Below are 23,837 nucleotides of genomic sequence, written 5' to 3'. Positions count from 1 at the left end.
GTTCGGTACCGGGCCCCTTCGCGCGGCCGCCGCTACTCGAAGGAGGGACCGGCCGTCCGGGTGCGCTTGATCTCGTAGAAGCCCGGGGTGGAGGCCACCAGCAGGGTGCCGTCCCAGAGCCGGGCCGCCGCCTCGCCCTTCGGGGCCGGGGTGACCACCGGGCCGAAGAACGCGACCCGCTCGCCGTCCGCGCCCTCCACCGCGATCACCGGGGTGCCGACGTCCTCGCCGACCAGGGTGATGCCCTCCTGGTGGGAGGCGCGCAGGGCCTCGTCGTGGATGTCGGTGCCGGCCGCGTCGGCCAGCTCGGCGGGCAGGCCCGCGGCCACCAGGGCGGCCTCGATGGTCTCCCGGTTCTGCGGCAGGCCCTGGTTGTGGAAGCGCACGCCCAGCTCGGTGTAGAGCCGGCCGAGCACCTCCTCCCCGTGCTTCTCGGCGGCGGCGATGCACACCCGCACCGCGCCCCAGGCGTTGTTCAGCAGCTCGCGGTAGTTGTCCGGCAGGTCCCGGTGCTCGTTCAGCACCGACAGGCTCATCACGTGCCAGCGCACGTCGACCGGGCGCAGCTGCTGGACCTCGATCAGCCAGCGGGAGGTCATCCACGCCCACGGGCAGGCCGGGTCGAACCAGAAGTCGGCGGTCTTGCGCTCAGCGGCAGTCGTCACTGCGGATCGTCCTTCGTGAGGTGGTCGGGGTGGTCCGAGACGGGTGGTCCGAGACAGGGGAACTCCCCCAGGGGCCCAACACCCGGCCGACGCCGCTGATTCCGCCGCCGACGCGACGGTCTGTGCAATGGTACCGACGGCGGGGAGCGTGAAAGGATGACCCCGCGGACGCGGCCGACACCCGCGCACAGACCGCACCACCCCAACCGCGCACCACCGTGCGAGCCGGACAAAGGAGTACCGCCGTGCCGGGCAAGAACCTCAGCCGCGACGAAGCCCAGCAGCGGGCCAGCATCCTGGCCGTGGACGGCTACACGGTCCGGCTGGACGTGACCTCGGCGCCGGACCCGGCGGCGGCCACCTTCCGCTCCACCACCACGATCGCGTTCCGCTGCTCCGAGCCCGGCGCGGGCACCTTCCTCGACCTGCTCGCCCCGGCCGTCCGCTCGGTCACCCTCAACGGGCGCGCCCTCGACCCGGCCACCGCCTACGACGGCGCCCGGGTCCACGTGGACGGCCTGGCCGCGCAGAACGTGCTGACCGTCGAGGCGGACTGCGCCTACAGCCGCACCGGCGAGGGCCTGCACCGCTTCGTCGACCCGGCGGACGGCGAGACCTACCTCTACACCCACTACGAGCCGGCCGACGCCCGCCGGGTGTTCGCGACCTTCGAACAGCCCGACCTGAAGGCCCCGTTCACCTTCACCGTGACCGCCCCGGCCGCCTGGGACGTGTGGTCCAACGCCCCGCACGAGAACGTCACCGCGCAGGACGGCGCAACGCAGGACGTCATCGCGCAGGACGGCGCAACGCAGGACGGCGCCCGCACCTGGGAGTTCGCGCCGACCAGGCCGATCTCCACCTACCTCACCGCGGTCGTCGCCGGCCCCTACCACGTCGCCCGCGACCACTACCGCCGCGAACTCGCCGACGGCAGCACGCTGGAGATCCCGCTCTCCGCGATGTGCCGCAAGTCCCTCGCCCCGTACTTCGACTCGGACGAGATCCTCGGCGTCACCAAGCTCGGACTCGACTTCTTCCACGAGGAGTTCGACTACCCGTACCCCTTCGGCAAGTACGACCAAGTGTTTGTCCCCGAGTACAACATCGGCGCGATGGAGAACCCCGGCTGCGTCACCTTCAAGGAGGAGTTCGTCTTCCGCTCGAAGGTCACCGACGCCGCCTACGAGGCCCGCGCGAACGTCGTCCTGCACGAGATGGCGCACATGTGGTTCGGCGACCTGGTCACCATGCGCTGGTGGGACGACCTGTGGCTGAAGGAGTCCTTCGCGGACTTCATGGGCTCCTACGCCCTGATCGGCGCCCGCACCCGCTACAGCTCCGCCTGGGTGACCTTCGCCAACCAGCGCAAGGCCTGGGCGTACCGGCAGGACCAGTTCCCCACCACGCACCCGATCACCGCGGACATCCGGGACCTGGAGGACGCCAAGCTCAACTTCGACGGCATCACCTACGCCAAGGGCGCCTCCGTCCTCAAGCAGCTGGTGGCGTACGTCGGTTCGGAGGCCTTCTTCGAGGGGGCCCGCCGCTACTTCAAGCGCCACGCCTTCGGCAACACCGAACTCGCCGACCTGCTGGACGTCCTGGAGGAGACCAGCGGCCGCGACCTCAAGGCCTGGGCCGCCTCCTGGCTGCAGACCGCCGGCGTCAACGCGCTCACCCCGCAGGTCACCACCGACGCCGAGGGCCGGATCACCGAACTCGCCGTCCTGCAGGACGGCGCGGCGGACGATGACGCGACGCCGTCGCGCGGCCTGCGCCCGCACCGGATCGCGGTCGGACTCTACGACCGGGACGCGGACGGCGCCCTGGTCCGCACCGGGCGGATCGAGCTGGACGTCACCGGCGCCCGCACCGTGGTCGCCGAAGCGGTCGGCCGCCCCCGTCCGGCGCTCGTCCTGCTCAACGACGACGACCTGACCTACTGCAAGATCCGCTTCGACGAGGACTCCCTGGAGACCCTGCGCACCGGCCTCGGCGACATCCGGGACGACCTGTCCCGCGCGCTGGCCTGGTCCGCCGTCTGGAATCTCACCCGGGACGGCCTGATGCCCGCCCGCGACTACGTCGCCCTGGTGCTGCGCTTCGCCGGCCAGGAGGGCAACATCGGCGTGCTGCAGTCGCTGCACGCCCAGGCCAAGACGGCCGTCGACCTGTACGCCGACCCGGCGTGGCGCGGCGAGGGCGGCCGGCTGCTCGCCGACGGCGCCCTGCGCGAGCTGCGCGACGCCGTCCCCGGCAGCGATCACCAGCTGGCCTGGGCCCGCTTCCTCGCCCAGACCGCGGGCGGCGCCGAGCACCTCGGTCTGGTCCGCGGGCTGCTGGCCGGCAGCGCCCGGATCGACGGCCTGGACGTCGACCAGGAGCTGCGCTGGTCGCTGTGGCTGGCCCTGGCCGCCGCCGGCCAGGCCTCCGACGAGGAACTGGCCGCCGAGCTGGCCGCCGACAACACCGCCGGCGGCAAGCGCCAGCACACCCAGTGCCTGGCCGCCCGGCCCACCCCGGAGGCCAAGGCCGCGGCGTGGTCGGCCGTGGTCGACTCGGACGAGCTGCCGAACGCCCTGGTCGAGGCCAACATCGCCGGCTTCGCGCTGCCCGCCCACCGCGATCTGACCGCCCTGTACGCGGCCCCGTACTTCAAGCTGCTGGAGAAGATCTGGGCCGAGCGGACCATCGAGATCGCGATGCGGTTCGTCGGTGGCTTCTTCCCGGGCGCCCAGACCGACGAGCAGACCCTGGCCGAGGCCGACGCCTGGCTGGACGGGCACCCGCAGGCCGCGCCGGCGCTGCGCCGCCTGGTGCTGGAGCGCCGGGACGACCTGGGCCGCGCGCTGCGGGCGCAGGCCTGCGACCGGGCCTGACGTCCCGGCGCCCCTAGGCGCCGCCCGTCGCAGGGCCCGCCGTGTCGTCACGGCGGGCCCTGCGGCGTGGCGGGCCCTGCGACGCGGCGGGCGCTCCGGCGTGGCGGGGGTGGGCCCCGGGGCGCGGAACCCGGCGGGCCCCGGGGCGCCGGGCCCGGCGGGCGTCAGTCGCGGCCCGGGCCTCGGTCCAGGCCGCGGTCCAGCGCGGCGATCGCGCTGCCCCGGCTGTCGTCGCCGTCCAGCGACCACACCATCACGCCGCCCAGGTCGTTGCGGCGCACGTACCGCGCCTTCTGGGTGAGCACCTCGGCGGTGTCGTAGCTGTAGAAGGTGGTGCCGTCGTACTTCCAGGAGGCGCCGTGCTCGCGGTCCACGTAGACCGTGCCCGGCATCGCGTCGAGCTCCTGGTACGAGTGGTCGGGTGCGGGGGCGGTGGCGCTCTGGAAGAGGCCGCCGCGCCCGCCGGGGGCGACGCCCGTCCAGCCGTGGCCGTAGAGCGGGGCGCCGAGGACGAGCTGTTCGGCGGGCAGGCCGCGCTCCTGGTAGTGCTCCACCGCCTGGTCGGCGCTGCGCCGGCGGGGGTCCGGGTCGGCCGGGTCGGGGTAGAGGTTGGCCTGGTGGGCGGCCGGGCCCTTGCCCTCCCAGGGGCCGTGCAGGTCGTAGGTCATCAGGTTGAGCCAGTCCACCGACTCGCTCAGTTCGGGCAGTTCGAGCCGGTCGGCGACGGTCTCGTTGGCGGCCACCGCGGCGGTCAGCAGGTAGTGCCCGCCCTTCCGCCCGCTCAGCGCGTCCAACTGGCGGCGGAACTCCGCCATCAGCAGCGTGAAGTTGCGGCCGTCCTCGGGACGGACCACGTTGCCGGCGTCCCCGCCGCCGCCCGGGTACTCCCAGTCGATGTCGATGCCGTCGAAGACGCCCGCGGCCGCGCCCCGGCCGCCCTCCGGGGAGCCGTCCAGGACCGGCACGTCGCCCTTGAGGTAGAGGTCGATGCAGGAGGAGACGAACTTCTTGCGGGCCTCGTCGGTGGCGGCCGCGTCGGAGAAGTACCGGGACCAGCTCCAGCCGCCCAGCGAGATGACGGTGCGCAGCCGCGGGTTCTTCGCCTTGAGCTTGCGCAGCTGGTTGAAGTGGCCCTTCAGCCTCTGGTCCGGGGCGTCGGCCACGCCGTCCACCGATTCGGCGGCGGAGAAGGCCCGCTGGTAGTCGGCGCGGGCGTCGCCCTGGCCGGGGTCGTTGCTCTCGAAGCAGGTGCCGTCGGCGGAGACGTTGCCGAAGGCGTAGTTGATGACGGTGAGCTTGGCCGCCTGGCCGGACTGCTGGACGCGCTTGGCGGAGCTGTCGGCGCCCCACTGGGTGAAGTAGCCCACCCGCTGGCCCTTCAGCCGGGGGGCGTGGCGGGCCTCGGCGGCGGTCGCGGTGGCGGTGGTGGTGGTCAGCAGGGCGGCGACGGTGGCGGCGGCGAGCATGGCGGAGGCGCGTGTGGGCATACCGGACCTGTCTCTGAGGCATCGTCAAGTGGTCTGGACCAGACGACACAGAGGTTTAGTCCATTGCGCCGGAACGCACAAGGGGAGCGCGGGGAACGCACGAGGGGCCGGACCGCGCGCGGTCCGGCCCCTCGGGGCTACTGCTCGGTTCAGCCGATCAGGCTGCGCAGCACGTACTGCAGGATGCCGCCGTTGCGGTAGTAGTCCGCCTCACCGGGGGTGTCGATGCGGACGACCGCGTCGAACTCCTTGTCGCCCGCCTTGACCTTGACGGTCTTCGGGGTGCGGCCCTCGTTGAGCTCGGTCACGCCGGTGATGGAGAAGGTCTCCTCGCCGGTCAGGCCGAGGGAGTCGGCGTTCTCGCCCTCCGGGAACTGCAGCGGCAGGACGCCCATGCCGATCAGGTTCGAGCGGTGGATGCGCTCGTAGGACTCGGCGATGACGGCCTTGACGCCGAGCAGCGCGGTGCCCTTGGCGGCCCAGTCGCGGGACGAACCGGAGCCGTACTCCTTGCCGGCCAGGACGACCAGCGGGATGCCGGCGGCCTGGTAGTTCTGCGAGGCGTCGTAGATGAACGACACCGGCGCGTCGGCCTGGGTGAAGTCGCGGGTGTAGCCGCCCTCGGTGCCCGGCGCGATCTGGTTGCGCAGGCGGATGTTGGCGAAGGTGCCGCGGATCATCACCTCGTGGTTGCCGCGACGGGAACCGTAGGAGTTGAAGTCGCGCTTCTCGACACCGTTGGCGGTCAGGTACTGCGCCGCCGGGGTGCCCGGCTTGATGTTGCCGGCCGGGGAGATGTGGTCGGTGGTGACCGAGTCGCCCAGCTTGGCCAGGACGCGGGCGCCGGCGATGTCGGTCACCGGGCTCGGGGTCTTGGCCATGCCCTCGAAGTACGGGGGCTTGCGGACGTAGGTGGACTCGGCGTCCCACTCGAAGGTGTTGCCGGTCGGGACCGGGAGCGACTGCCAGCGGTGGTCACCGGCGAAGACGTCCTGGTAGCCCTTGTCGAACATGGCCTCGTCGATGGAGCCGGCGACGACGTCGGCGACCTCCTGCTCGGACGGCCAGATGTCGGCGAGGAACACGTCGTTGCCGTCGGCGTCCTGGCCCAGGGCGTCCTTGGTGATGTCGACGTTCATGTTGCCCGCGAGGGCGTAGGCGACCACCAGCGGCGGGGAGGCCAGGTAGTTCATCTTGACGTCGGGGTTGATCCGGCCCTCGAAGTTGCGGTTGCCGGAGAGCACCGAGACGACCGCGAGGTCGGACTCGTTGACGGCGGCCGAGACCTCCTCGGGCAGCGGGCCCGAGTTGCCGATGCAGGTGACGCAGCCGTAGCCGACCAGGTTGAAGCCCAGCTTCTCCATGTACGGGAGCAGGCCGGCCTTCTCGTAGTAGTCCATGACGACCTTGGAGCCGGGCGCCAGGGTGGTCTTGACCCAGGGCTTGACGTGCAGGCCCTTCTCCACGGCCTTCTTCGCCAGCAGGGCGGCGCCCAGCATGACGGAGGGGTTGGAGGTGTTGGTGCAGGAGGTGATCGAGGCGATCACGACCGCGCCGTTGTCGATCTCGTAGGTCGAGCCGTCGGGGGCGGTGACGGTGGTCGGCTTCGAGGCCTCGGCGGAGTAGGCCGGCAGCGCCTCGGCGAACTTCTCGGCGGCCTCGGCCAGGACCACGCGGTCCTGCGGGCGCTTGGGGCCGGAGATCGACGGGACGACGGTGGAGACGTCCAGCTCCAGGTACTCGGAGTAGACCGGCTCGACCGACGGGTCGTGCCAGAGGCCCTGCTCCTTGGCGTACGCCTCGACCAGGGCGAGCTGCTGCTCGTCACGGCCGGTCAGGCGCAGGTAGTTGATGGTCTCGGCGTCGATCGGGAAGATCGCGCAGGTCGAGCCGAACTCCGGCGACATGTTGCCGATGGTGGCGCGGTTGGCCAGCGGGATGGCGCCGATGCCGTCGCCGTAGAACTCGACGAACTTGCCGACCACACCGTGCTTGCGCAGCATCTCGGTGATGGTGAGCACCAGGTCGGTGGCGGTGGTGCCGGCCGGCAGCTCACCGGTCAGCTTGAAGCCGACGACGCGCGGGATCAGCATGGAGACCGGCTGGCCGAGCATGGCCGCCTCGGCCTCGATGCCGCCGACGCCCCAGCCCAGCACGCCCAGGCCGTTGACCATGGTGGTGTGCGAGTCGGTGCCGACGCAGGTGTCCGGGTAGGCCTGGCCGTTGCGCACCATGACGGTGCGGGCCAGGTGCTCGATGTTCACCTGGTGGACGATGCCGGTGCCCGGCGGGACGACCTTGAACTCGTCGAAGGCGGTCTGGCCCCAGCGCAGGAACTGGTAGCGCTCCTTGTTGCGGCCGTACTCGATCTCGACGTTCTGGGTGAACGCGTCCTTGGTGCCGAACTTGTCGGCGATGACCGAGTGGTCGATGACCAGCTCGGCCGGGGCCAGCGGGTTGATCTTGGCCGGGTCGCCGCCCAGCTCCTTGACGGCCTCGCGCATGGTGGCGAGGTCGACCACGCACGGCACACCGGTGAAGTCCTGCATGATCACGCGGGCCGGGGTGAACTGGATCTCCTGGCTCGGCTGGGCGTCGGCGTCCCAGCCGCCGAGGGCCCGGATGTGGTCGGCGGTGATGTTCGCGCCGTCCTCCGTGCGGAGCAGGTTCTCCAGCAGCACCTTGAGGCTGTACGGCAGCCGCTCGGAACCCTCGACGGCGGAGAGCTTGAAGATCTCGTACGACTCGTCGCCCACCTGCAGCGAGCTGCGGGCGTCGAAGCTGTTCGCGGACACGACTGACTCCTTCTGGGTGCTTCGTGCGATATCCGGCCGCCACGCGGTGGTAAGGTCAGCCTTACTTAGGCTCACCTTGCCCGCATCGCCGGTGCGCGCCTCTCGGCAAGTATCTTGATGTCGAGATATATCGTAAGGGGCAGTTATCTCGATGTCGAGATAAACCATAGTGCATGCCGTGGCTCACTCGCCGTCCGGGCCGCGCCGCTTGCGCTCCAGCCTGATCAGCCAGACCGCTCCCGCCACCACCGCGGCTGCCATCAGCAGCACCACCACCAGCTCACCACCCGAACCGGCGACCGGCGAGGGGGCGACGTCCGCCAGCAGGATCGTCCTCATCTCTTCACCTCCGCTCCATCCGCGCTCCGCTCCGTACCCACCCGCGCGCCGACGCCGAGGACCAGCGCCAGCAGCACCGGGAACTCCAGGTAGGCGTGGTAACTCGCCAGCGCCGCGTACAACGACCGGCCCTCGGCGTAGTCCGCCGCGAACAGCAGCGCCAGCAGCACGCCGGCCCCCGCACCCAGCGCCCACGCCCGCCACCCGCGCAGCGCGGGCACCCGGGCGTCGAAGCGCTCCGCCGCCTCCGGCGCGTGCCGGGGCAGGAACCACACCCAGACCACGTAGTGCATCGTCTGCAGGAAGGCGAACACCGCCAGGAAGCGCAGGCCGGCCTGCGGCGTCAGCCAGGCCGGCGGGGTGTAGGCCGCGGCCAGCCGGTCCGTCCAGCCGCCCGGACGCTGCACCAGCAGACCGTCCAGCAGGCCGCTCAGCAGCAGGGCCGGCACCAGCAGCACCCACACGCCCTGCAGCACCAGGAACGCCGCCCTCCCGCGCCGCAACCGGCGCGACCACTCGGCCAGGAACAGCAGCGGCACCACGTTGTGCAGGTGCGCCAGCACCACGAAGTGGTATGCCGGGAAGGCGAGCGAGGCCGAACACGCCCCGGCCAGCAGCACCGCGCTCCCGGCGAGCAGCCGCGGCCGCGAGCGCAGCCCGTACCGGCAGGCGGCCGCCAGCAGGCCGTACGCGAGCAGGATCTCCGCCGCCTGGGACACCCGGGAGGGCGGCAGCAGGCGGCACACCACGATGCCCGTCACCAGCGCCAGCAGCAGCCGCAGCAGCGGGCCCGCCAGCACGGCGGCGAACCGGCCCGCCACGTAGCGCAGCTCCAGCACGTTGTGCAGCAGGCCGAAGGCGGCCAGACCCAGCACCGCCAGACCGGTCGGCGCCCGCAGGGCCAGCGCCAGCGCCAGGACCGCCGCCAGCGCGAAACCCGCGAACGGCCCGGCGCCCAGCCGGGCCGCCGGACCGGGCGCGGGCCACAGCGGCGGGACCGTCGACGCCGGTGCGGCTGCGACCTCGGTGGCCATGGTCCCCTCCCCGTGGCACGATCCCCGCCGTGCCCTACGCCCTCGCCCTGGCCCTGACCCTGCTGGTCGAGGTCCCCGTCTACACCGCCGCGCTCACCCGGGCCGGCGGCCCACGGCCCGCCCGGGCCGCCGGTGCCGCCGTCCTCGTCAACCTGCTGACGCACCCGCTGCTCTGGTGGTCCCTGCGGCCGTACGCCGCCGGGCCCGCCGCAGCGTACTGGACCGCCTTCGCGCTCGGCGAGGCCGGCGTCTGCCTGGTCGAGGGCGCCCTAATGGCCCCACTCACCGGGCTGCCGGCCCGCACCGCGCTCCCCTGGGCCGCCTCCGCCACCGCCAACGCCGCCTCGGTGCTCGCCGGCTTCCTGCTCGGGGGCCTGCTCAAGGGGTTCCCGCTCGGGGGGTGAACCGGGGCCGGCGGCCGTTCTCGCGGGCGGTTCTCGGCGGCGGTTCTCGGGAGCCGTTCTCGGGAGCCGTTCTCGGGAGCCGTTCTCGGGAGCCGTTCTCGGGAGCCGTTCTCGGGGGCGGTTCGAGCGGCCGTTCTCGCGGCGGTTCTCGGGGGCCGTTTTCGGCGGCGGTTCTCGGGGGCCGTTTTCGGCGGCGGTTCTCGGCGGAGCCTGCCGGAGCCGGGCTCCGGGCGGGCCCGTTCGTCATCGGCTACGACGGCGGCCACAGCTGCGCGACCACCGCCCGGCCGTCCGGGCCTGCTCGGCCGCCGCGCTCCCGGACGGCGGCCACCGAAAGCTCGCCGAGCCCGCGGCCGGACCGTCCGGGTACGGTGGCCCCGGACCTGACAGGCAGAGGGGGACTCCGATGATCGTCGTGGACGCGTCCGCGCTGGTACTGGCGCTGGCCGACGAGGGCCCGCGCGGAGCCGCCGCCCGGGACGAACTCGCCTCGGACGGGGAGTGGTTGGCGCCCGAGCACATCGTGGTCGAGGTGATGCAGTCGCTGCGCGGCCTCTACCTGGCAGAGGAGCTGACCGCCGACCGCGTCGCCGAACTCACCGGCGAGCTGGCCTCGGTGGCGATCCGCAAGGTCGAGGTGGCACCGCTGCTCGGCCGGATCTGGGAGCTCAAGGACAATCTGACCCCGGACGACGCCGCCTACGTCGCGGTCGCCGAACGGTACGGGGCGCCGCTGGTCACCGCCGACCTGCGGCTGATGCGGGCCAGTGGGCCGCGCTGCGAGATCCGGGGGATCCGGCGCGAGCCGGTCCGAGGGGGCTGAGGCGGGCCGACTCGGCGCGGGGCGTCCGGGGCTGCGGGGCGGGGCGCGAGTCGGTCCTGGCGGCGCGTGCGGTGGTACGGAGGGCCAGGGGGTGTCCTCCGCCGGCGGGTGCCGTTAGCAGGGTGACCGTCGCCCTGCCCGTGGAAGGCCCGACCGATGCCCGCTCCGCTCGCCGCAGCCCTGGTACCGCTGGCCCTGCTCGCCCCCGCCGTCCCGCCGTTCTCCGTCATGGAGGCCGACTTCGACCCGGCCACCGCCTTCGTCCCGCCGGCCGCGATCAGCTACGCGGACGACCTGGTGCCGTACGGCTCGCACGTCCGGGTCGTCACCGACCGCTCGGTGCCGGGGCGGACGGTGCTCACCCTGACGGTGTCCGGGCTCGCCGCCGACCACGAGTTCCCGGCGCACTTGCACACCCGGAGCTGCGGGGCCGACCCGGCCTCCTCCGGACCGCACTACCAGGACGTGGTCGACCCGGTGCAGCCGTCCGCCGATCCCGCGTACGCCAACGAGCGCAACGAACTGCGGTTGGTGCTGCGCACCGACGAGCGCGGCGAGGGGACCGCCACGGCCGCGGTGGACTGGCAGCCTCGGCCGGGCGAGGCGCGCTCGCTGGTGCTGCACGCGGGCACCCCGGCCGGCCCGCACGCGGCGGGCGACCGGGTGGCCTGCGTCAGGCTGGAGCAGTAGGGCCCGCCCTGGGCCGGGGCCCCGGGCCCGTCGGTCTCAGGAGCCGAGGGTGGCGACCAGGACCGCCTTGATGGTGTGCAGGCGGTTCTCGGCCTGGTCGAACACGATGGAGTGCGGCGACTCGAACAGCTCGTCGGTGCACTCCAGCTCGGTCATCCCGGTCGCCTCGTACATCTGCCGCCCGACCACCGTGCCGAGGTCGTGGAAGGCCGGCAGGCAGTGCAGGAACTTCACGGCCGGGTTGCCGGTGGCCCGGACGGTGTCCATCGACACCTGGTAGGGCTTGAGCAGCTCGATCCGCTCGGCCCACACCTCCTTCGGTTCGCCCATCGAGACCCAGACGTCGGTGTAGAGGAAGTCGGCGCCGGCCACGCCCTCCGCGACGTCCTCGGTCAGGGTGATCCGGGCGCCGGTCGACTCGGCCAGGGCCCGCGCCGACTTCTGCACGTCCTCGGTCGGCCAGAGGACGCGCGGGGCGACGATCCGGATGTCCATCCCGAGCAGCGCGCCGGTGACCAGCAGCGAGTTGCCCATGTTGGAGCGGGCGTCGCCCAGGTAGGCGAGGGCGACCTCGGTGAGCGGCTTGACGGTGTGCTCGGTGACGGTGAGCACGTCGGCCAGCATCTGGGTGGGGTGCCACTCGTCGGTGAGGCCGTTCCAGACCGGCACGCCGGCGTGCGTGGCGAGTTCCTCCACGACCTCCTGGCCGTGCCCGCGGTACTCGATGCCGTCGAACATCCGGCCGAGCACCCGGGCGGTGTCCTTGATGGACTCCTTGTGACCGATCTGCGAGGCCGCCGGGTCCAGGTAGGTGGTGGTGGCGCCCTGGTCGTGGGCGGCGACCTCGAAGGCGCAGCGGGTGCGGGTGGAGGTCTTCTCGAAGATCAGCGCGATGTTCTTGCCGCGCAGCCGGGGCTGCTCGGTCCCCGTGTACTTCGCGGCCTTGAGGCCGGCGGCGAGGTCCACCAGGAAGCGGAACTCCTGGGGCGTGAAATCGAGTTCCTTGAGGAAGTGCCTGTTCCGGAGGTTGAAGGCCATACCGGGCTCCTGGGGTGACGGGACAAGGGGAAGGCTGGCAAGTGTATACGACAACCGGAATTTCTATACAGGCGTGGGGTGGGCGAGGGGAGTCCCGTCCCCCGGGACTCCCCTCCGCGCGGGTCCGGTGACCCGTGGCGCGTGGCCCGCGGGGTGTGACGCCGTGGCCGCGCAGGGTGTGACGCCGTGGCCGCGCGGCCCGTGAGACCGCGCCCGCGGCCCCGCGCCGTCACAGCCGCGGGTCGACCGGCTCCGACTCCAGCGCCAGCACCGCGAACACCGCTTCGTGCACCCGCCACAGCGGTTCCCCGGCCGCCAGCCGGTCCAGCGCCTCCAGGCCCAGCGCGTACTCGCGCAGCGCCAAGGAGCGCTTGTGGCCCAGCGAACGCTGCCGCAGCCGGTCGAGGTGCTCGGTGTAGTCCGGACCGTAGATGATCCGCAGGTACTCCCGGCCGCGCACCTTCACCCCGGGCTGCACCAGCCCGCCCGGGCGGCCCTCGCCGCGCGAGGTCCGCACCAGCGAGGCCAGCGGCTTGACGACCATGCCCTCGCCGCCGGCGGCGGTCAGCTCCTCCCACCAGGCGGTGGCGGCGGCCGTCGAGGCCTCGTCCTCGGTGTCCACCAGGATCCGGCCGGTGCGGTGCAGCACCGGCTGCTCCCCGTCGTCGGCGGCCACCAGGCGGTCGATCCGGGCCAAGTGCTCGTCGTGCGGGCGCACCGCGAGGTTCGCACCCTCGGCGGCCAGCAGCTGGAACGGCGCCAGCCGGATGCCCGACAGGCCCTCGGTCGGCCAGCAGTAGCGCCGGTACGCCTCGGTGAACGCCCGCGCGTCCGCGGAGCGCTGCCGCTGCCGGGCGGTCAGTCCGGCCAGGTCCAGCCCGCGCCCGGCCGCCCGCTCCAGGGCGGACAGCACCTCCGGCAGGGCCGCACCCGCCGCCGCGCCGACCGCCGCGTACTGGCGGCGCAGCAGCTCGACCGCCTTCAGCGACCACGGCATCAGCTCGGCGTCCAGCAGCAGCCAGTCGGTGCCCAGTTCCTCGAAGATCCCGGCGCGCTCGCCGGCCGCCCGCACCCGGTCCAGCACGGCGGCGGTCAGCCCGTCGTCGTCGAGGAACGCCCGGCCGGTGCGGGTCCAGATCGCGCCCGGACCGGGCACCCCGAAGCGGCGCTCCAGCGCCGACCCGTCCCGGGCCACCAGCAGCACCGCGCGCGAGCCCATGTGCTTCTCCTCGCAGACCAGGTGCCGGACGCCGTCCGCGCGGTAGGCGAGGAAGGCCTCCTCCGGGTGCTCCAGGTAGCCGTCCCGACGGGAGGTGGCGCTGGGAGCCATGGTCGGCGGCAGGTAGGCGAGCAGCCGCGGGTCCAGCGCGAACCGGCTCATCACCTCCAGCGCGGCCGCCGCGTTCTCCTCCCGGACGGCGACCCGCCCGTGCAGGCCGGTCTCGACGATCCGGCGCCCGGCCACGTCGGCGAGGTCCAGCGGGCGGCCCTCCCTGGCCCCGGGGGCGTCGGTGATCATCGGGCGCACCGGGGCGTACCACTCGCGCTCGGCCTCGACGCTCACCAGCTCGCGCTCCGGGTAGCGCAGCGCGGTCAGGCTCCCGCCGAAGACGCAGCCGGTGTCCAGGCAGATGGTGTTGTTGACGAAGCTCGCCGTCGGCACCGGGGTGTGGCCGTAGACGACCAGCGCCCGGCCGCGGTACTCCTCCGCCCACGGGTAGCGCACCGGCAGGCCGTACTCGTCGGTCTCACCGGTGGTCTCCCCGTACAGCGCGTGCGAGCGGACCCGGCCGGAGTTGCGGCCGTGGTACTTCTCCGGCAGGCCGGCGTGGCAGACCACCAGGGCGCCGCCGTCCAGCAGGTAGTGGCTGACCAGGCCGCGCATGAAGGCGCGCACCTCGGCCCTGAACTCCTCGGACTCCCCCGCCAGCTGGTCCAGCGACTCCTGCAGGCCGTGCGAGACGGTGACCTTCCTGCCGTCCAGCGCCCGGCCGAGCTTGTTCTCGTGGTTGCCGGGCACGCAGATCGCGTGGCCGGCCGCGACCATGCCCATCACCAGACGCAGCACGCCCGGGGTGTCGGGGCCGCGGTCGACCAGGTCGCCGACGAAGACGGCGGTACGGCCGGCGGGGTGCACGGCGTCCACCGGGCGGCCCTCGGCGTCCCGGGTCAGGGAGTAGCCGAGGCGGGCCAGCAGGGCCTCCAGCTCGGAACGGCAGCCGTGGATGTCGCCCACGATGTCGAACGGACCGGTGAGGTGGCGCAGGTCGTTGTACCGCTTCTCCAGCTCGATCTCGGCCGACGCCACCTCGGCCTCGCCGCGCAGGACGTGCACCTTGCGGAAGCCCTCGCGCTCCAGGCCGCGCAACGAACGGCGCAGTTCGCGGTTCTGGCGCGGGATCACGTGGGCGGGCAGCCGGCGGTCCGGACGGGAGCGGTTGCGCTCGGCGCACACGCCCGGCGGGACGTCCAGGACGATCGCGATCGGCAGCACGTCGTGCTCGCGGGCGATCCGGACCAGCTGGCGGCGGGCCTCGGGCTGGACGTTCGTGGCGTCCACGACCGTCAGCCGGCCGGCCGCCAGGCGCTTGCCGACGATGTAGTGGAGCAGGTCGAACGCCTCGGCGGAGGCGGACTGGTCGTTCTCGTCGTCGGACACCAGGCCGCGGCAGAAGTCCGAGGAGACGACCTGGGTGGGCAGGAAGTGGCGGCGGGCGAAGGTGGACTTGCCCGCGCCGCTGGTGCCGATCAGGACGACGAGCGAGACGTCGGTGACGGGGAGGCGGCGGGGTGCGGTGCGCTCGGCGGTCTCGTCGGCGGTGTCGTCGGCGGTGGCGTCGGTCATCGGGGTTCGCCTCCTTCGGGCGTCGTCGGGTCGGCGGGGGTCGGGTCGGTGGGGGTCGGGTCGGTGGGGGTCGGGTCGGTGGGGGTCGGGTCGGTGGGGGTCGGGTCGGTGGGGGTCGGGTGGGTGGGGGTCGGGTCGGTGGGGGTCGGGTCGGTGCCCGGGGGTGTGGCCGCGGTGAACAGGGCGAGCTGGGTCGGCGCGCCGACCTCCTCGTCCACCGGGCCGACCGGGCGCAGCACCACGGTGTAGCCGTAGGCGGCAGCGACCTTCTCGGCCCAGGCCCGGAACTCGGCGCGGGACCACTCGAAGCGGTGGTCGGCGTGCCGGACACGGCCCGCCGGGAGGCTCTCCCACCGCACGTTGTAGTCGGCGTTCGGCGTGGTGACGACGACGGCCCGCGGACGGGCGGCGCCGAACACGGCGTACTCCAGGGCGGGCAGCCGCGGCAGGTCCAGGTGCTCGATCACCTCGCACAGCACCGCCGCGTCGAAGCCCTTCAGCCGGGCGTCGGTGTAGGTCAGCGCGCCCTGCGTCAGCGTCACCCGGGCCGCCTGCCGCTCGGGCAACCGATCCAGGCGCAGCTTCCGGTTCGCCGCCTGCAGCGCCCGCACGGACACGTCCACGCCGAGGATGCCGGTGAACCGGGCGTCCTTGAGCAGCTCGCCGATCAGCTCGCCCTGGCCGCAGCCGAGGTCGGCGACCCGGGAGGCGCCGGTCTCCCGCAGGGCGTCGAGGATCGCACCGCGGCGCTGCTCGGCGAGGGACGGCGGGCGGGGCGGCTGCTCCGGCTCCGCGTGCCCGAGGTCCCCGGGGTGCTGCGGGTGCGCGGGGCGCTGGTCTGCGGGGTGCTGCGGGTCGTCCCCGGCGGTTCCCGGGCCGGCCTCCTCCTCGGGACGGTCGTCGACCGCGTTGTCGATCTCCTCGACCTCGCGGTCGTCCGCCTCGGCGAGCCGGGCCAGCTCCAGGCGCTCCATCGCGGACCGGGTCAGCGACCAGCGCCGGGCCAGGTAGCGACGGGTGATCAGGGCACGTTCCGGGTGGGTGGCCAACCAGCCCTCGCCCGCCGCGAGCAGCTTGTCCACCTCGTCCGGGGCGACCCAGTAGTGCTTGGCGCCGTCCAGCACCGGCAGCAGCACGTACAGCTGCTGGAGCGCCTCGGCGAGCCGGACCGTCTGGGAGGTGAGCGCGATCCGCACGTAGCGGGAGTCGCCCCACTCCGGGAACGCCTCGTCCAGCGGGATCGCCGCCGCCTCGACCCGCCAGCCCAGCGGCTCGAAGAGCCGGGACACCATCGCCGGACCGCCGCCCTCGCCCGCGCCGTTCGCGGGCACGGCGGGCAGCTCGATGCGCAGCGGGCGGGCCTGGCCCGGCAGTTCGGGGCGGGCCGGGCAGGCGCCCTTCATCGCGGACCGGAACACCGTCCGCAGCGCCACCGCGAGCAGCGAGGACGCGGCGTACGGGCGGTCGTTGACGTACTGGGAGAGCGCGAAGTCGGGCGAGCCGCCGCGCCCCCTGCCGTCGCCCCGGCCCTTGCGGACCAGTGCGACCGGGTCGATGTCCAGCAGCAGCGCCGCCGTGCAGACCTCGTCCCCCGCCTCGGGGTAGAAGACGTGGGCCTCGCCGTGGGACGTCGTGAACCGCTGGACCTTGCCGGGATGCTTGTGCAGCAGGAACCCGAGATCCGTCGCCGGGTCCTCGGCGCTGCCGGTGGTGGAGATCGACATGAACACCCGCCGAAGTATTGCCGAGCGCACGGCCGCTGAGCACCGGGTTTTCCCGCCCGGTGCCCCGGTGGCCGGGACATCCGCCGGGCATGTCCGGACGGTGGTCGTGTTCGGCACTGGAGCCCCGCATTGGTTAACGTGCACGATGTGACTGCTGAATCCACCTCCCTCGAATCGACCTCCCCGCTGACCGGCGCCGTGGCCACCGGCCTGGCCACCATCGCCGCCGACGGCACCGTCCTCGACACCTGGTTCCCCGCCCCCGCGCTGGCCGCCGAGCCCGGCCCGGCCGGCACCGTCCGCCTGACCGCCGAGCAGGCCGAGGCCGAGCTCGGCACCGGCGCGGCCGAGGCGCTGCGCGCCGACGCGCGCCGCGGCGTCGAGGTGGTCGCCGTGCGCACCACCATCGCCTCGCTGGACGAGAAGCCGCTCGACACGCACGACGTGTACCTGCGCCTGCACCTGCTCAGCCACCGACTGGTCAAGCCGCACGGCCAGAACCTGGACGGCATCTTCGGCCTGCTGGCCAACGTCGCGTGGACCAGCATCGGCCCCGTCCCGGTGGACAAGGTCGAGCAGGCCCGCCTCGCCGTGCGCGCCCAGGGCGGCCAGCTGGCCGTGTACGGGGTCGACAAGTTCCCGCGGATGACCGACTACGTCGCCCCGACCGGTGTGCGCATCGCCCACGCCGACCGCGTCCGGCTCGGCGCGCACCTGGCCGCCGGCACCACCGTGATGCACGAGGGCTTCGTCAACTTCAACGCCGGCACGCTGGGCACCTCCATGGTCGAGGGCCGGATCAGCGCGGGCGTCGTCGTCGGCGACCACAGCGACATCGGCGGCGGCGCCTCGATCATGGGCACCCTGTCCGGCGGCGGCAAGCAGGTCGTCTCGGTCGGCGAGCGCTGCCTGCTCGGCGCCAACGCGGGCATCGGCATCTCGCTGGGCAGCGACTGCGTGGTCGAGGCCGGCCTGTACGTCACCGCCGGCACGCGGGTCACCACCCCCGACGGCACGGTGGCCAAGGCCGTCGAACTGTCCGGCCAGGACAACCTGCTGTTCCGCCGCAACTCGCAGACCGGCGCGGTCGAGGTCATCGCCCGCTCCGGGTCCTGGGGCGGTCTGAACGCCGACCTGCACGCCCACAACTGACCTGTGAGCAGGGGCCGTTGAGTCCTGATCGGGGTCCGGCGCCGACGGTGCCGGACCCCGATCGCGCTTCCGGGCCCCCGGTCCGCCGCCTCGCCGGTCGCCTCCTTGGGCCTCCGCCTCCTCCGTGCTCCACCCGGCTCTCCGCCTTCTCAGCGCTCCGCCTCCTCTGCTCTCGGCCTCCTCTGCTCTCGGCCTTCTCCAGCCTCACGAACTCCTGAGGACCACCAGCCGCTGGGTCGCCCGGGTCATCGCGACGTAGCGGTCGACGGCGCCCTCGACGCCGCCCCCGAACGCCTCCGGATCGACCAGGACCACCAGGTCGAATTCGAGCCCCTTCGAGAGCTCCGGGGTCAATGACCGGACCCGCGACCGGATCTGCGGCCGGGGCCGGAAGTCGGGGGCACCGATCACACAGGCCACGCCCTCGGCGTGCTCGGCGAGCCAGCCGTCCAGCACCGCGTCCAGCTCCGACACCGCCCCGTGCACGACGGGAACGCCGCCGCTGCGGACGGAGGTCGGCACGTTGGCGTCCGGCAGCGCGGCCCGGATGGCGGGTTCGGCCTCGGCCATGACCTCCGCCGGCGTCCGGTAGTTGATGCTCAGCGAGGCCACCGTGGTGCGGTCGAGCCCGATGCGCTCCAGCCGCTCCTGCCAGGACTCGCTGAAGCCGTGTCTGGCCTGCGCGCGGTCGCCGACGATGGTGAAGCTCCGGGACGGGCAGCGCAGCAGGAGCATCTGCCACTCCGCGTCGGTCAGCTCTTGCGCCTCGTCGACGACGATGTGCGCGAACGGGCCTGCCAGCGGTTCCGGATCGGCGACGGGCAGGGCGTTCTCGTCCACCAGGCTGTCCTGGAGGTCCCGTCCGCGCAGCATCGTCACCGCCCCCTCGCCGTCGTCGTCCGCCTGCAGCAGGTCGCCGATGACGTCGGCCATGCGGGCGCGCTCCGCGGCGGCCGCGGCCTCGCGCCGGCGCCGACGCCGCACCTCCTCCGGATCTCCGAGCCGCTGGCGGGCGGCGTCCAGCAGCGGCAGGTCGGACAGCGTCCAGGCTTGGGGCGCGTCCTTGCGCTGCAGCGCGCGGACCTGCTCGGGGTCGAGCCAGGGCGCGCACATCCGCAGGTAGGCGGGCACCGACCAGAGGTCGCCGACCAGATCGGCCGCGTCGAGCAGCGGCCAGGCGCGGTGGAGGGTCTCCACCAACTCCCGGTCCTGGCGCAGCGAGCGGCGGAACAGCTCGGGTGACACGTCCTGCTCGTCCGTGTCCAGCTTGTCCATCAGGATCGTGGCGAGCTCCTCCCAGATCTGCTCGCGCGCCTCGTTGTGCGGGGTGCCCGGATCCGGCGCGTCGAACGCGTCGGACCAGTCCTGGGCGCTCAGCCGGAGGTCGGACCAGTACGTGGTGACCGTCATCCCCTCGGCGGGCGGCTCCTCGTAGAACCGGACGGCCTTCTCGATCGCCTTCACCATGTCGACCGAGGACTTCAGCCGGGCCACCTCCGGATCGGCCTCGGCCCGCGCCCGCGCCCCCTCGGCGACGAGATCGCGCACGGTGCAGGTCCGCACGCCCTCCTCGCCGAGGCTCGGCAGGACGTCGGCGACGTAGGCCAGGTACGGCTGGTGCGGGCCGACGAACAGCACGCCGCCGCGCCGGTGGCCGAGCCGCGGATCGGAGTAGAGCAGGTACGCGGTGCGGTGCAGGGCGACCACGGTCTTTCCGGTGCCCGGCCCGCCGTCGACCACCAGGGCGCCCCGGGAGCCGGCCCGGATGATGGCGTCCTGATCGGACTGGATGGTGGCCAGCACGTCCCGCATCCGGGCCGAGCGGTTGCCGCCCAGACTGGCGATGAACGCGGACTGGTCGTCCAGGGCGGCGTGGCCCTCCCGCGCCTCGGCACTGAACACCTCGTCCCAGTAGTCGGCGATCCGGCCGCCGCTCCAGCGGTACCGGCGCCGGCTGACCAGGCCCATCGGGTCGGCGTGGGTCGCCGCGAAGAAGGGCTCGGCGGCGGGTGAGCGCCAGTCGACCAGCAGTCGGCGTCCCTCGCTGTCGGTGAGGCCGAGCCGCCCGATGTACACCGGCTCCGGGTCGTCCGCGCCGACGACGCGGCCGAGGCACAGGTCCAGACCGAAGCGACGCAGGGCACGCAGCCGCCCGGTCAGCTTGTGCACCTCGATGTCCCGGTCCATCGCCTCCCGGCCCAGGCCGCCCGGTGCCCGGCGCAGGGCGTCGAGGCGGTCGGACAGCTCGGTGACCGTCTGCTCCAGGCTCTCCGCGATGGCCGCGAAGTGCCGCTCGTCGCCGCCGATCAACGCCGGGTCGGCCTTGGCGGCGAGACGGTCGGGAAGGTCGAACGCGCTGGTGGTCAGGGGGTTCATGGCATCAGCTCCGATCTGAGGCCTGCGATTGTGCGCCAACGACGGGGCCTTGCCGCAAGGCCCCCCATGCGCTATAGGTTGAGAGTGGCAAGGGGTGGGTGTTCCCTCTTTCCGCTCTCCTTCCGCCCTCGGCCGGGCCCGGCTCGGACGACGGCGCGCCTAGCCCAGAGGCCGGTGCGGCGGCAACCCCGGGTCACCCGGGAGGCTTACCGCGCACCGGAGTCGGACCTCATCGAGTGGTGTGCGGTGACCGGGTGCCGGAACGGTTCGTTGGTCGCTGCGGCACACCGCACCGCCGAACCGAAGAGGTCCCGCCATGTCCGAACCCTCTGCCACGCCACAGCTCCCGAGCAGCCCTACCGGCTCGGCCGACGGCGTCTGGGCCGGGCCCGCCGCGCCCACGAGCCTGCTGGAGCAGATGCAGGAACTGCTCGCCTCGGTGACCGCGGACCTCGCCGCACTGCAGGCCTTCGGCGTCCGGGACGCCGAACCCCACAGCTATCCGACCGGCACGGACACCTCCGGGACACCGGCCGCCCCGGGCACCCGGTAGCCGGCCGCCCGCTCCCGCTCCGAGGGCCCGACCGCCCCCGGCGGGCCGTCGTCGTCCGGAGCCCCGTCGGCCTCCGGCGGGCTGCCACCCCGCGCTCTGTCGCACCGTGCGCTGTCTGCCCGCGCTCTGTCTGCCCGTGTGCTGTCGACCGTCGCACGGTCGCCGTCGGGCGGGCCGAGCCGGACGACGAGTAACGGCGAGCCGCAGTCGGCCGGTTCGGGCTCCGCCCCGCCCGGCGCCGTACGCTCCGCTCCCCCGGCCCGCTCCGCCGCCTCGCGCAGCCGCCCGGTGAGGTCCTTGCACTCCGACATCGCGTCGACGCCGTCGATGCACGTCCAGTAGAGGCTCTCGGTGTCGGCCCCGCAGGCCAGCACGACGAGCGTCTCCCCGACCTCCCGCAGCAGCCCGTCCAGCGCTCCCAAGGCCTCGGCCGGCTCGCCGAGTTCGGTGAGCCGCGCGGCCCGGCCCCCGCCCACCAGGGCGGCCCGGACGACGGAGCGGTCCAGGCAGACCGCCGCGTGCGCCCCCGCCTCGGCCAGCTGCTGGCCCAGCCCGGTCAGCTCCTCGTCCTCCGACTCGGCCAGCCGGACGCCCACCGCCTCGGTGAGCAGCGCGGCCTGCCGCGCCTCGGCCAGCACATCCGGGACGTGCCTGGCCTCGGCCACCGCGTGCCGGGCCGTCTTGATCAGTCGCAGCGCCTGCATGGCCACCGCTCCTCTCGCTCGCTGTCACCGTCGACCCGGGCCCCGCGGTGGCGGGCCGGGTGGTCACGGCGACAGCGTGCGAGGCGGAGCGCGAAGCCGCATCCGCCTTGTCAGAACCTGTGGACAAGTCAGGGGTTGTGGATAACTTTCGTCCCTCGCAAGGGTGGTTTGCCACACCCGAGTTGACGTCAGGCCGTCCCGTCGGTCTCAGGCAGTCCCGTCGACGTTCAGTCGGTCCCGTCGACGTCAACCGGCCCGTCCGGCACCGGGAAGCGGAGTTCGTTCCGCTCGATCTTGGCCGCGAGGGCCTCCAGCGGATCCACCCCGACCGCCGTGCAGAACTGCAGCAGGTACGCCAGGACGTCGGCGACCTCGTCGCGCACCCGGTGAGCGCGTTCCGCCTCGGCCATCACCTCGGCCGCCTGCTCGGGCGTCAGCCACTGGAAGATCTCCAGCAGCTCCCCCGCCTCCACGGACAGCGCCGCCGCCAGGTTCTTCGGCGTGTGGAAGGGCTGCCACCGCCGGGCCGCGGCGAAGTCCACCAGCCGCTGCCGCAGGTCCTCCAGGGTCGGCTCCCCCGGTCCCGTCACTCGTTCGCTCACCCCTCCAGGTCTACCGCATCGCCGCCCGCCGACGCCCCGGGCCCCTCCACCCCCGGCCCGACCCCCTCGGCCGCCCGCCCCTGGGCCACCGGGTCCTCCGTCACCGGACCCTCGTCCGGCACCGCGTCCCCCGTCACCACGTCCCCGTCGACCGCCTCCCCGCGCCCGCCCTGGGGCGGCACCCGGCCCGGCACCGGAACCGTCTCCGGCCGCAGCACCGTGAACCCCGAGGCCGGATCGCGTCGGCACTCGACCACCAGCGCCCCGCCCGCCCGCGCGCCGCCCGCGTCCAGCGCCGCCCGCACCGCCGTCGGCTCCTGCAGCGCCGCCACCACCCGCAGCTGGCTGCGCTCCGCCATGTCCCGGGCCAGCCGCAGCAGCGTGGCGGTCTGCTCGGCGGAGAGCCCGGCTCCCAGGTCCTCGGCCAGCACGGTGAGCTGCCGCTGCGCCCACGGCACCTCGGCGGCCACGTCGAGGTCGAGCACTCCCGCGCCGGTCAGCAGCACCGCGGCGAACGCGAGGTGGCGCAGCATGCCGTCGGAGGCCTGGTCGGCCCCGGTGCGCCCGAGGACTCCCTCGTCGAAGACCGCCAGGACGCGCCGCACACCCGCGTCGGTCTCCCGTTCGGCCACGGTGAGCCCGAGCAGCGGGTGCGGCGCGGCGGACTGCACGACGCGCAGGAGCTGCCCGTACCGGCGCTGGCACTCCTCGCTGAGCCGGGCGATGACGGCGGAGATGTTGGCGGCGTTGCCGCGCAGCCGGGCCTGCGGGTCGGCCGTGGCCCAGCCGCGCATCAGAGCGGGGACGGGGTGCAGCGGGAAGACCTCGCGCAACGCGGTGAGCAGGTCCTCGGCAGCGGCCAGGACCAGGCACTCGCCGGCCGACGACCCCGCGACCCGCAGCGGCAGCTGCGCGGTGATCATGGTGCCGCTGGGGAAGGGCGCCCGGATGTCACCCTGGCGGGTGTCGTTGTGCCAGCAGACGTTGACCCGGTGGCTGCGGAGGTCCTGCTCGCCGGTGTCCATGAGGGTCCGGCCGCCGAGGGTGAGCGATTCCCGGGCGATCCGGACCGGGCCGTCGGTGCGGATCACGACGTCGAGCCGGACCCGGCCGTGCGGGGAGCGGACGGTGCAGCCGAGGATGATCGCGTCCCGCCCGTGCGGCACGCAGCCGGCCAGGCCGCCCCGGACGGGCAGGGCGAGCGGGCCGGTGCGGTCGGGCAGCCCGTCCAGCGAGTCGGCGATCTCCTCGCCGAGCGCGAGCCGGGAGAGCACCGCGAGCGCGTCGAGGGCGTTGGACTTGCCGACCCCAGCGGGCCCGTGGAGCACGGTGAGGGGCGCGAGGGGCAGGACCGCGCGCCGGTAGGACTTGAACGAGGTCAGCCGGAGCTCCTCGACGGTGGGGCGTGGTACGGGCGACCTGTCGGGCCCCGGGGCACCCGGTCGGAGGGGGGCCGGCCCAGCGGGCCTGGTGGCGTCGCGGTTCACCCGTCGGACGTTAGCCGCAGGCCGACCGGCAGAAACGTGCCTGCTCGGCAGATTCATCCCAACGAGGCGCCCCACCCCGACCGGCTGACCACCCGCCCCGACCGGGCGCGCAGCCGTCCTGGAACGCCCCGGGAGAGCGCCGGAACGCCCCGCACATCACCTGAACGCCCCGCAGAGCGCCGGAGCGCCCCGGGGGTCCCCGGGATCCGCTCGGAAGCGGCCCCCGCCTCGTCCCCG

The 23,837-nt window shown here is 73.6% G+C and carries 18 protein-coding genes; 6 read left to right on the top strand and 12 right to left on the bottom strand.

Annotated elements, in window-relative coordinates; translation table 11 throughout:
* Positions 1-32: 32 nt before the first annotated feature.
* Positions 33-665 (bottom strand): mycothiol-dependent nitroreductase Rv2466c family protein, encoded by a 633-nt coding sequence (locus ACZ6Y7_RS15615; RefSeq protein WP_465758427.1) that lies wholly within the window; start codon positions 663-665, stop codon positions 33-35.
* A gap of 245 nt (positions 666-910) precedes the next feature.
* Here ACZ6Y7_RS15615 and pepN point away from each other — a divergent pair, with 245 nt between their 5' ends.
* Positions 911-3,547: an aminopeptidase N gene (gene pepN, locus ACZ6Y7_RS15610; RefSeq protein WP_465758426.1), complete on the top strand. Its 2,637-nt coding sequence runs from the start codon at positions 911-913 to the stop codon at positions 3,545-3,547.
* 164 nt (positions 3,548-3,711) lie between these two features.
* On the opposite strand, the gene ACZ6Y7_RS15605 is transcribed toward pepN, so the two are convergent.
* The 4 genes from ACZ6Y7_RS15605 to ACZ6Y7_RS15590 form a co-directional block, all read right to left on the bottom strand.
* Positions 3,712-5,034, bottom strand: coding sequence for a glycoside hydrolase family 18 protein (locus tag ACZ6Y7_RS15605; RefSeq protein ID WP_465758425.1), 1,323 nt, complete (start codon positions 5,032-5,034; stop codon positions 3,712-3,714).
* A 149-nt stretch (positions 5,035-5,183) separates the two neighbouring features.
* The gene (gene acnA / locus ACZ6Y7_RS15600; protein WP_465758424.1) at positions 5,184-7,829 is read right to left on the bottom strand and encodes an aconitate hydratase AcnA; all 2,646 of its coding nucleotides are present in this window, start codon (positions 7,827-7,829) and stop codon (positions 5,184-5,186) included.
* Between the two features lie 183 nt (positions 7,830-8,012).
* Positions 8,013-8,168, bottom strand: coding sequence for a hypothetical protein (locus tag ACZ6Y7_RS15595; RefSeq protein ID WP_465758423.1), 156 nt, complete (start codon positions 8,166-8,168; stop codon positions 8,013-8,015).
* Entirely contained in the window at positions 8,165-9,202 is a 1,038-nt protein-coding gene (locus ACZ6Y7_RS15590) for a hypothetical protein (protein WP_465758422.1), read from the bottom strand. The genes ACZ6Y7_RS15595 and ACZ6Y7_RS15590 overlap by 4 nt, the downstream gene beginning before the upstream one ends.
* A gap of 29 nt (positions 9,203-9,231) precedes the next feature.
* Between ACZ6Y7_RS15590 and ACZ6Y7_RS15585 the strand changes: the two genes are divergently transcribed.
* The 3 genes from ACZ6Y7_RS15585 (at position 9,232) to ACZ6Y7_RS15575 (ending at position 11,119) form a co-directional block, all read left to right on the top strand.
* On the top strand, positions 9,232-9,606 hold the full coding sequence (locus tag ACZ6Y7_RS15585; protein WP_465758421.1) for a hypothetical protein: 375 nt from the start codon (positions 9,232-9,234) through the stop codon (positions 9,604-9,606).
* 406 nt (positions 9,607-10,012) lie between these two features.
* Positions 10,013-10,429 carry a type II toxin-antitoxin system VapC family toxin gene (locus ACZ6Y7_RS15580; protein WP_465758420.1) on the top strand — a complete coding sequence of 139 codons (417 nt, stop codon included), beginning with the start codon at positions 10,013-10,015 and terminating at the stop codon, positions 10,427-10,429.
* Positions 10,430-10,585: 156 nt separating this feature from the next.
* On the top strand, positions 10,586-11,119 hold the full coding sequence (locus ACZ6Y7_RS15575) for a superoxide dismutase family protein (RefSeq protein WP_465758419.1): 534 nt from the start codon (positions 10,586-10,588) through the stop codon (positions 11,117-11,119).
* Positions 11,120-11,155: 36 nt separating this feature from the next.
* Here ACZ6Y7_RS15575 and argF read toward each other — a convergent pair whose 3' ends face one another.
* The 3 genes from argF to ACZ6Y7_RS15560 all read right to left on the bottom strand — a co-directional run bounded on the left by argF (position 11,156) and on the right by ACZ6Y7_RS15560 (position 16,726).
* Positions 11,156-12,157 (bottom strand): ornithine carbamoyltransferase, encoded by a 1,002-nt coding sequence (gene argF / locus ACZ6Y7_RS15570; RefSeq protein ID WP_465758418.1) that lies wholly within the window; start codon positions 12,155-12,157, stop codon positions 11,156-11,158.
* 229 nt (positions 12,158-12,386) lie between these two features.
* Positions 12,387-15,002, bottom strand: coding sequence for a polynucleotide kinase-phosphatase (locus ACZ6Y7_RS15565; protein ID WP_465758417.1), 2,616 nt, complete (start codon positions 15,000-15,002; stop codon positions 12,387-12,389).
* Complete coding sequence (locus tag ACZ6Y7_RS15560) at positions 14,999-16,726, bottom strand: 3' terminal RNA ribose 2'-O-methyltransferase Hen1 (protein WP_465758779.1); 1,728 nt, start codon at positions 16,724-16,726, stop codon at positions 14,999-15,001. The genes ACZ6Y7_RS15565 and ACZ6Y7_RS15560 overlap by 4 nt, the downstream gene beginning before the upstream one ends.
* A 147-nt stretch (positions 16,727-16,873) precedes the next feature.
* Between ACZ6Y7_RS15560 and dapD the strand changes: the two genes are divergently transcribed.
* Entirely contained in the window at positions 16,874-17,878 is a 1,005-nt protein-coding gene (gene dapD / locus ACZ6Y7_RS15555) for a 2,3,4,5-tetrahydropyridine-2,6-dicarboxylate N-succinyltransferase (RefSeq protein WP_465758416.1), read from the top strand.
* 204 nt (positions 17,879-18,082) lie between these two features.
* Here the strand turns inward: dapD and helR are convergent, their stop codons facing one another.
* A complete protein-coding gene (helR, locus tag ACZ6Y7_RS15550) occupies positions 18,083-20,254 on the bottom strand; it encodes an RNA polymerase recycling motor ATPase HelR (protein WP_465758415.1) in 2,172 nt (723 codons plus the stop codon).
* A gap of 316 nt (positions 20,255-20,570) precedes the next feature.
* Here helR and ACZ6Y7_RS15545 point away from each other — a divergent pair, with 316 nt between their 5' ends.
* Positions 20,571-20,807 (top strand): hypothetical protein, encoded by a 237-nt coding sequence (locus ACZ6Y7_RS15545; RefSeq protein WP_465758414.1) that lies wholly within the window; start codon positions 20,571-20,573, stop codon positions 20,805-20,807.
* On the opposite strand, the gene ACZ6Y7_RS15540 is transcribed toward ACZ6Y7_RS15545, so the two are convergent.
* From ACZ6Y7_RS15540 to ACZ6Y7_RS15530, 3 genes are all read right to left on the bottom strand, one after another.
* The gene (locus ACZ6Y7_RS15540; RefSeq protein ID WP_465758413.1) at positions 20,753-21,511 is read right to left on the bottom strand and encodes a DUF6099 family protein; all 759 of its coding nucleotides are present in this window, start codon (positions 21,509-21,511) and stop codon (positions 20,753-20,755) included. The genes ACZ6Y7_RS15545 and ACZ6Y7_RS15540 overlap by 55 nt on opposite strands.
* Before the next feature lie 227 nt (positions 21,512-21,738).
* Positions 21,739-22,113, bottom strand: a complete 375-nt coding sequence (locus ACZ6Y7_RS15535; protein ID WP_465758412.1) for a nucleotide pyrophosphohydrolase — start codon at positions 22,111-22,113, stop codon at positions 21,739-21,741.
* A complete protein-coding gene (locus tag ACZ6Y7_RS15530; protein ID WP_465758411.1) occupies positions 22,110-23,600 on the bottom strand; it encodes an AAA family ATPase in 1,491 nt (496 codons plus the stop codon). Before ACZ6Y7_RS15530 ends, ACZ6Y7_RS15535 begins: the two co-directional genes overlap by 4 nt.
* Between the last annotated feature and the right edge of the window lie 237 nt (positions 23,601-23,837).

This window comes from Kitasatospora sp. NPDC053308 (assembly GCF_055585785.1).
The sequence above is the reverse complement of the archived record's forward strand: the minus strand, read 5'-3'. Positions and strand labels throughout refer to the sequence as shown.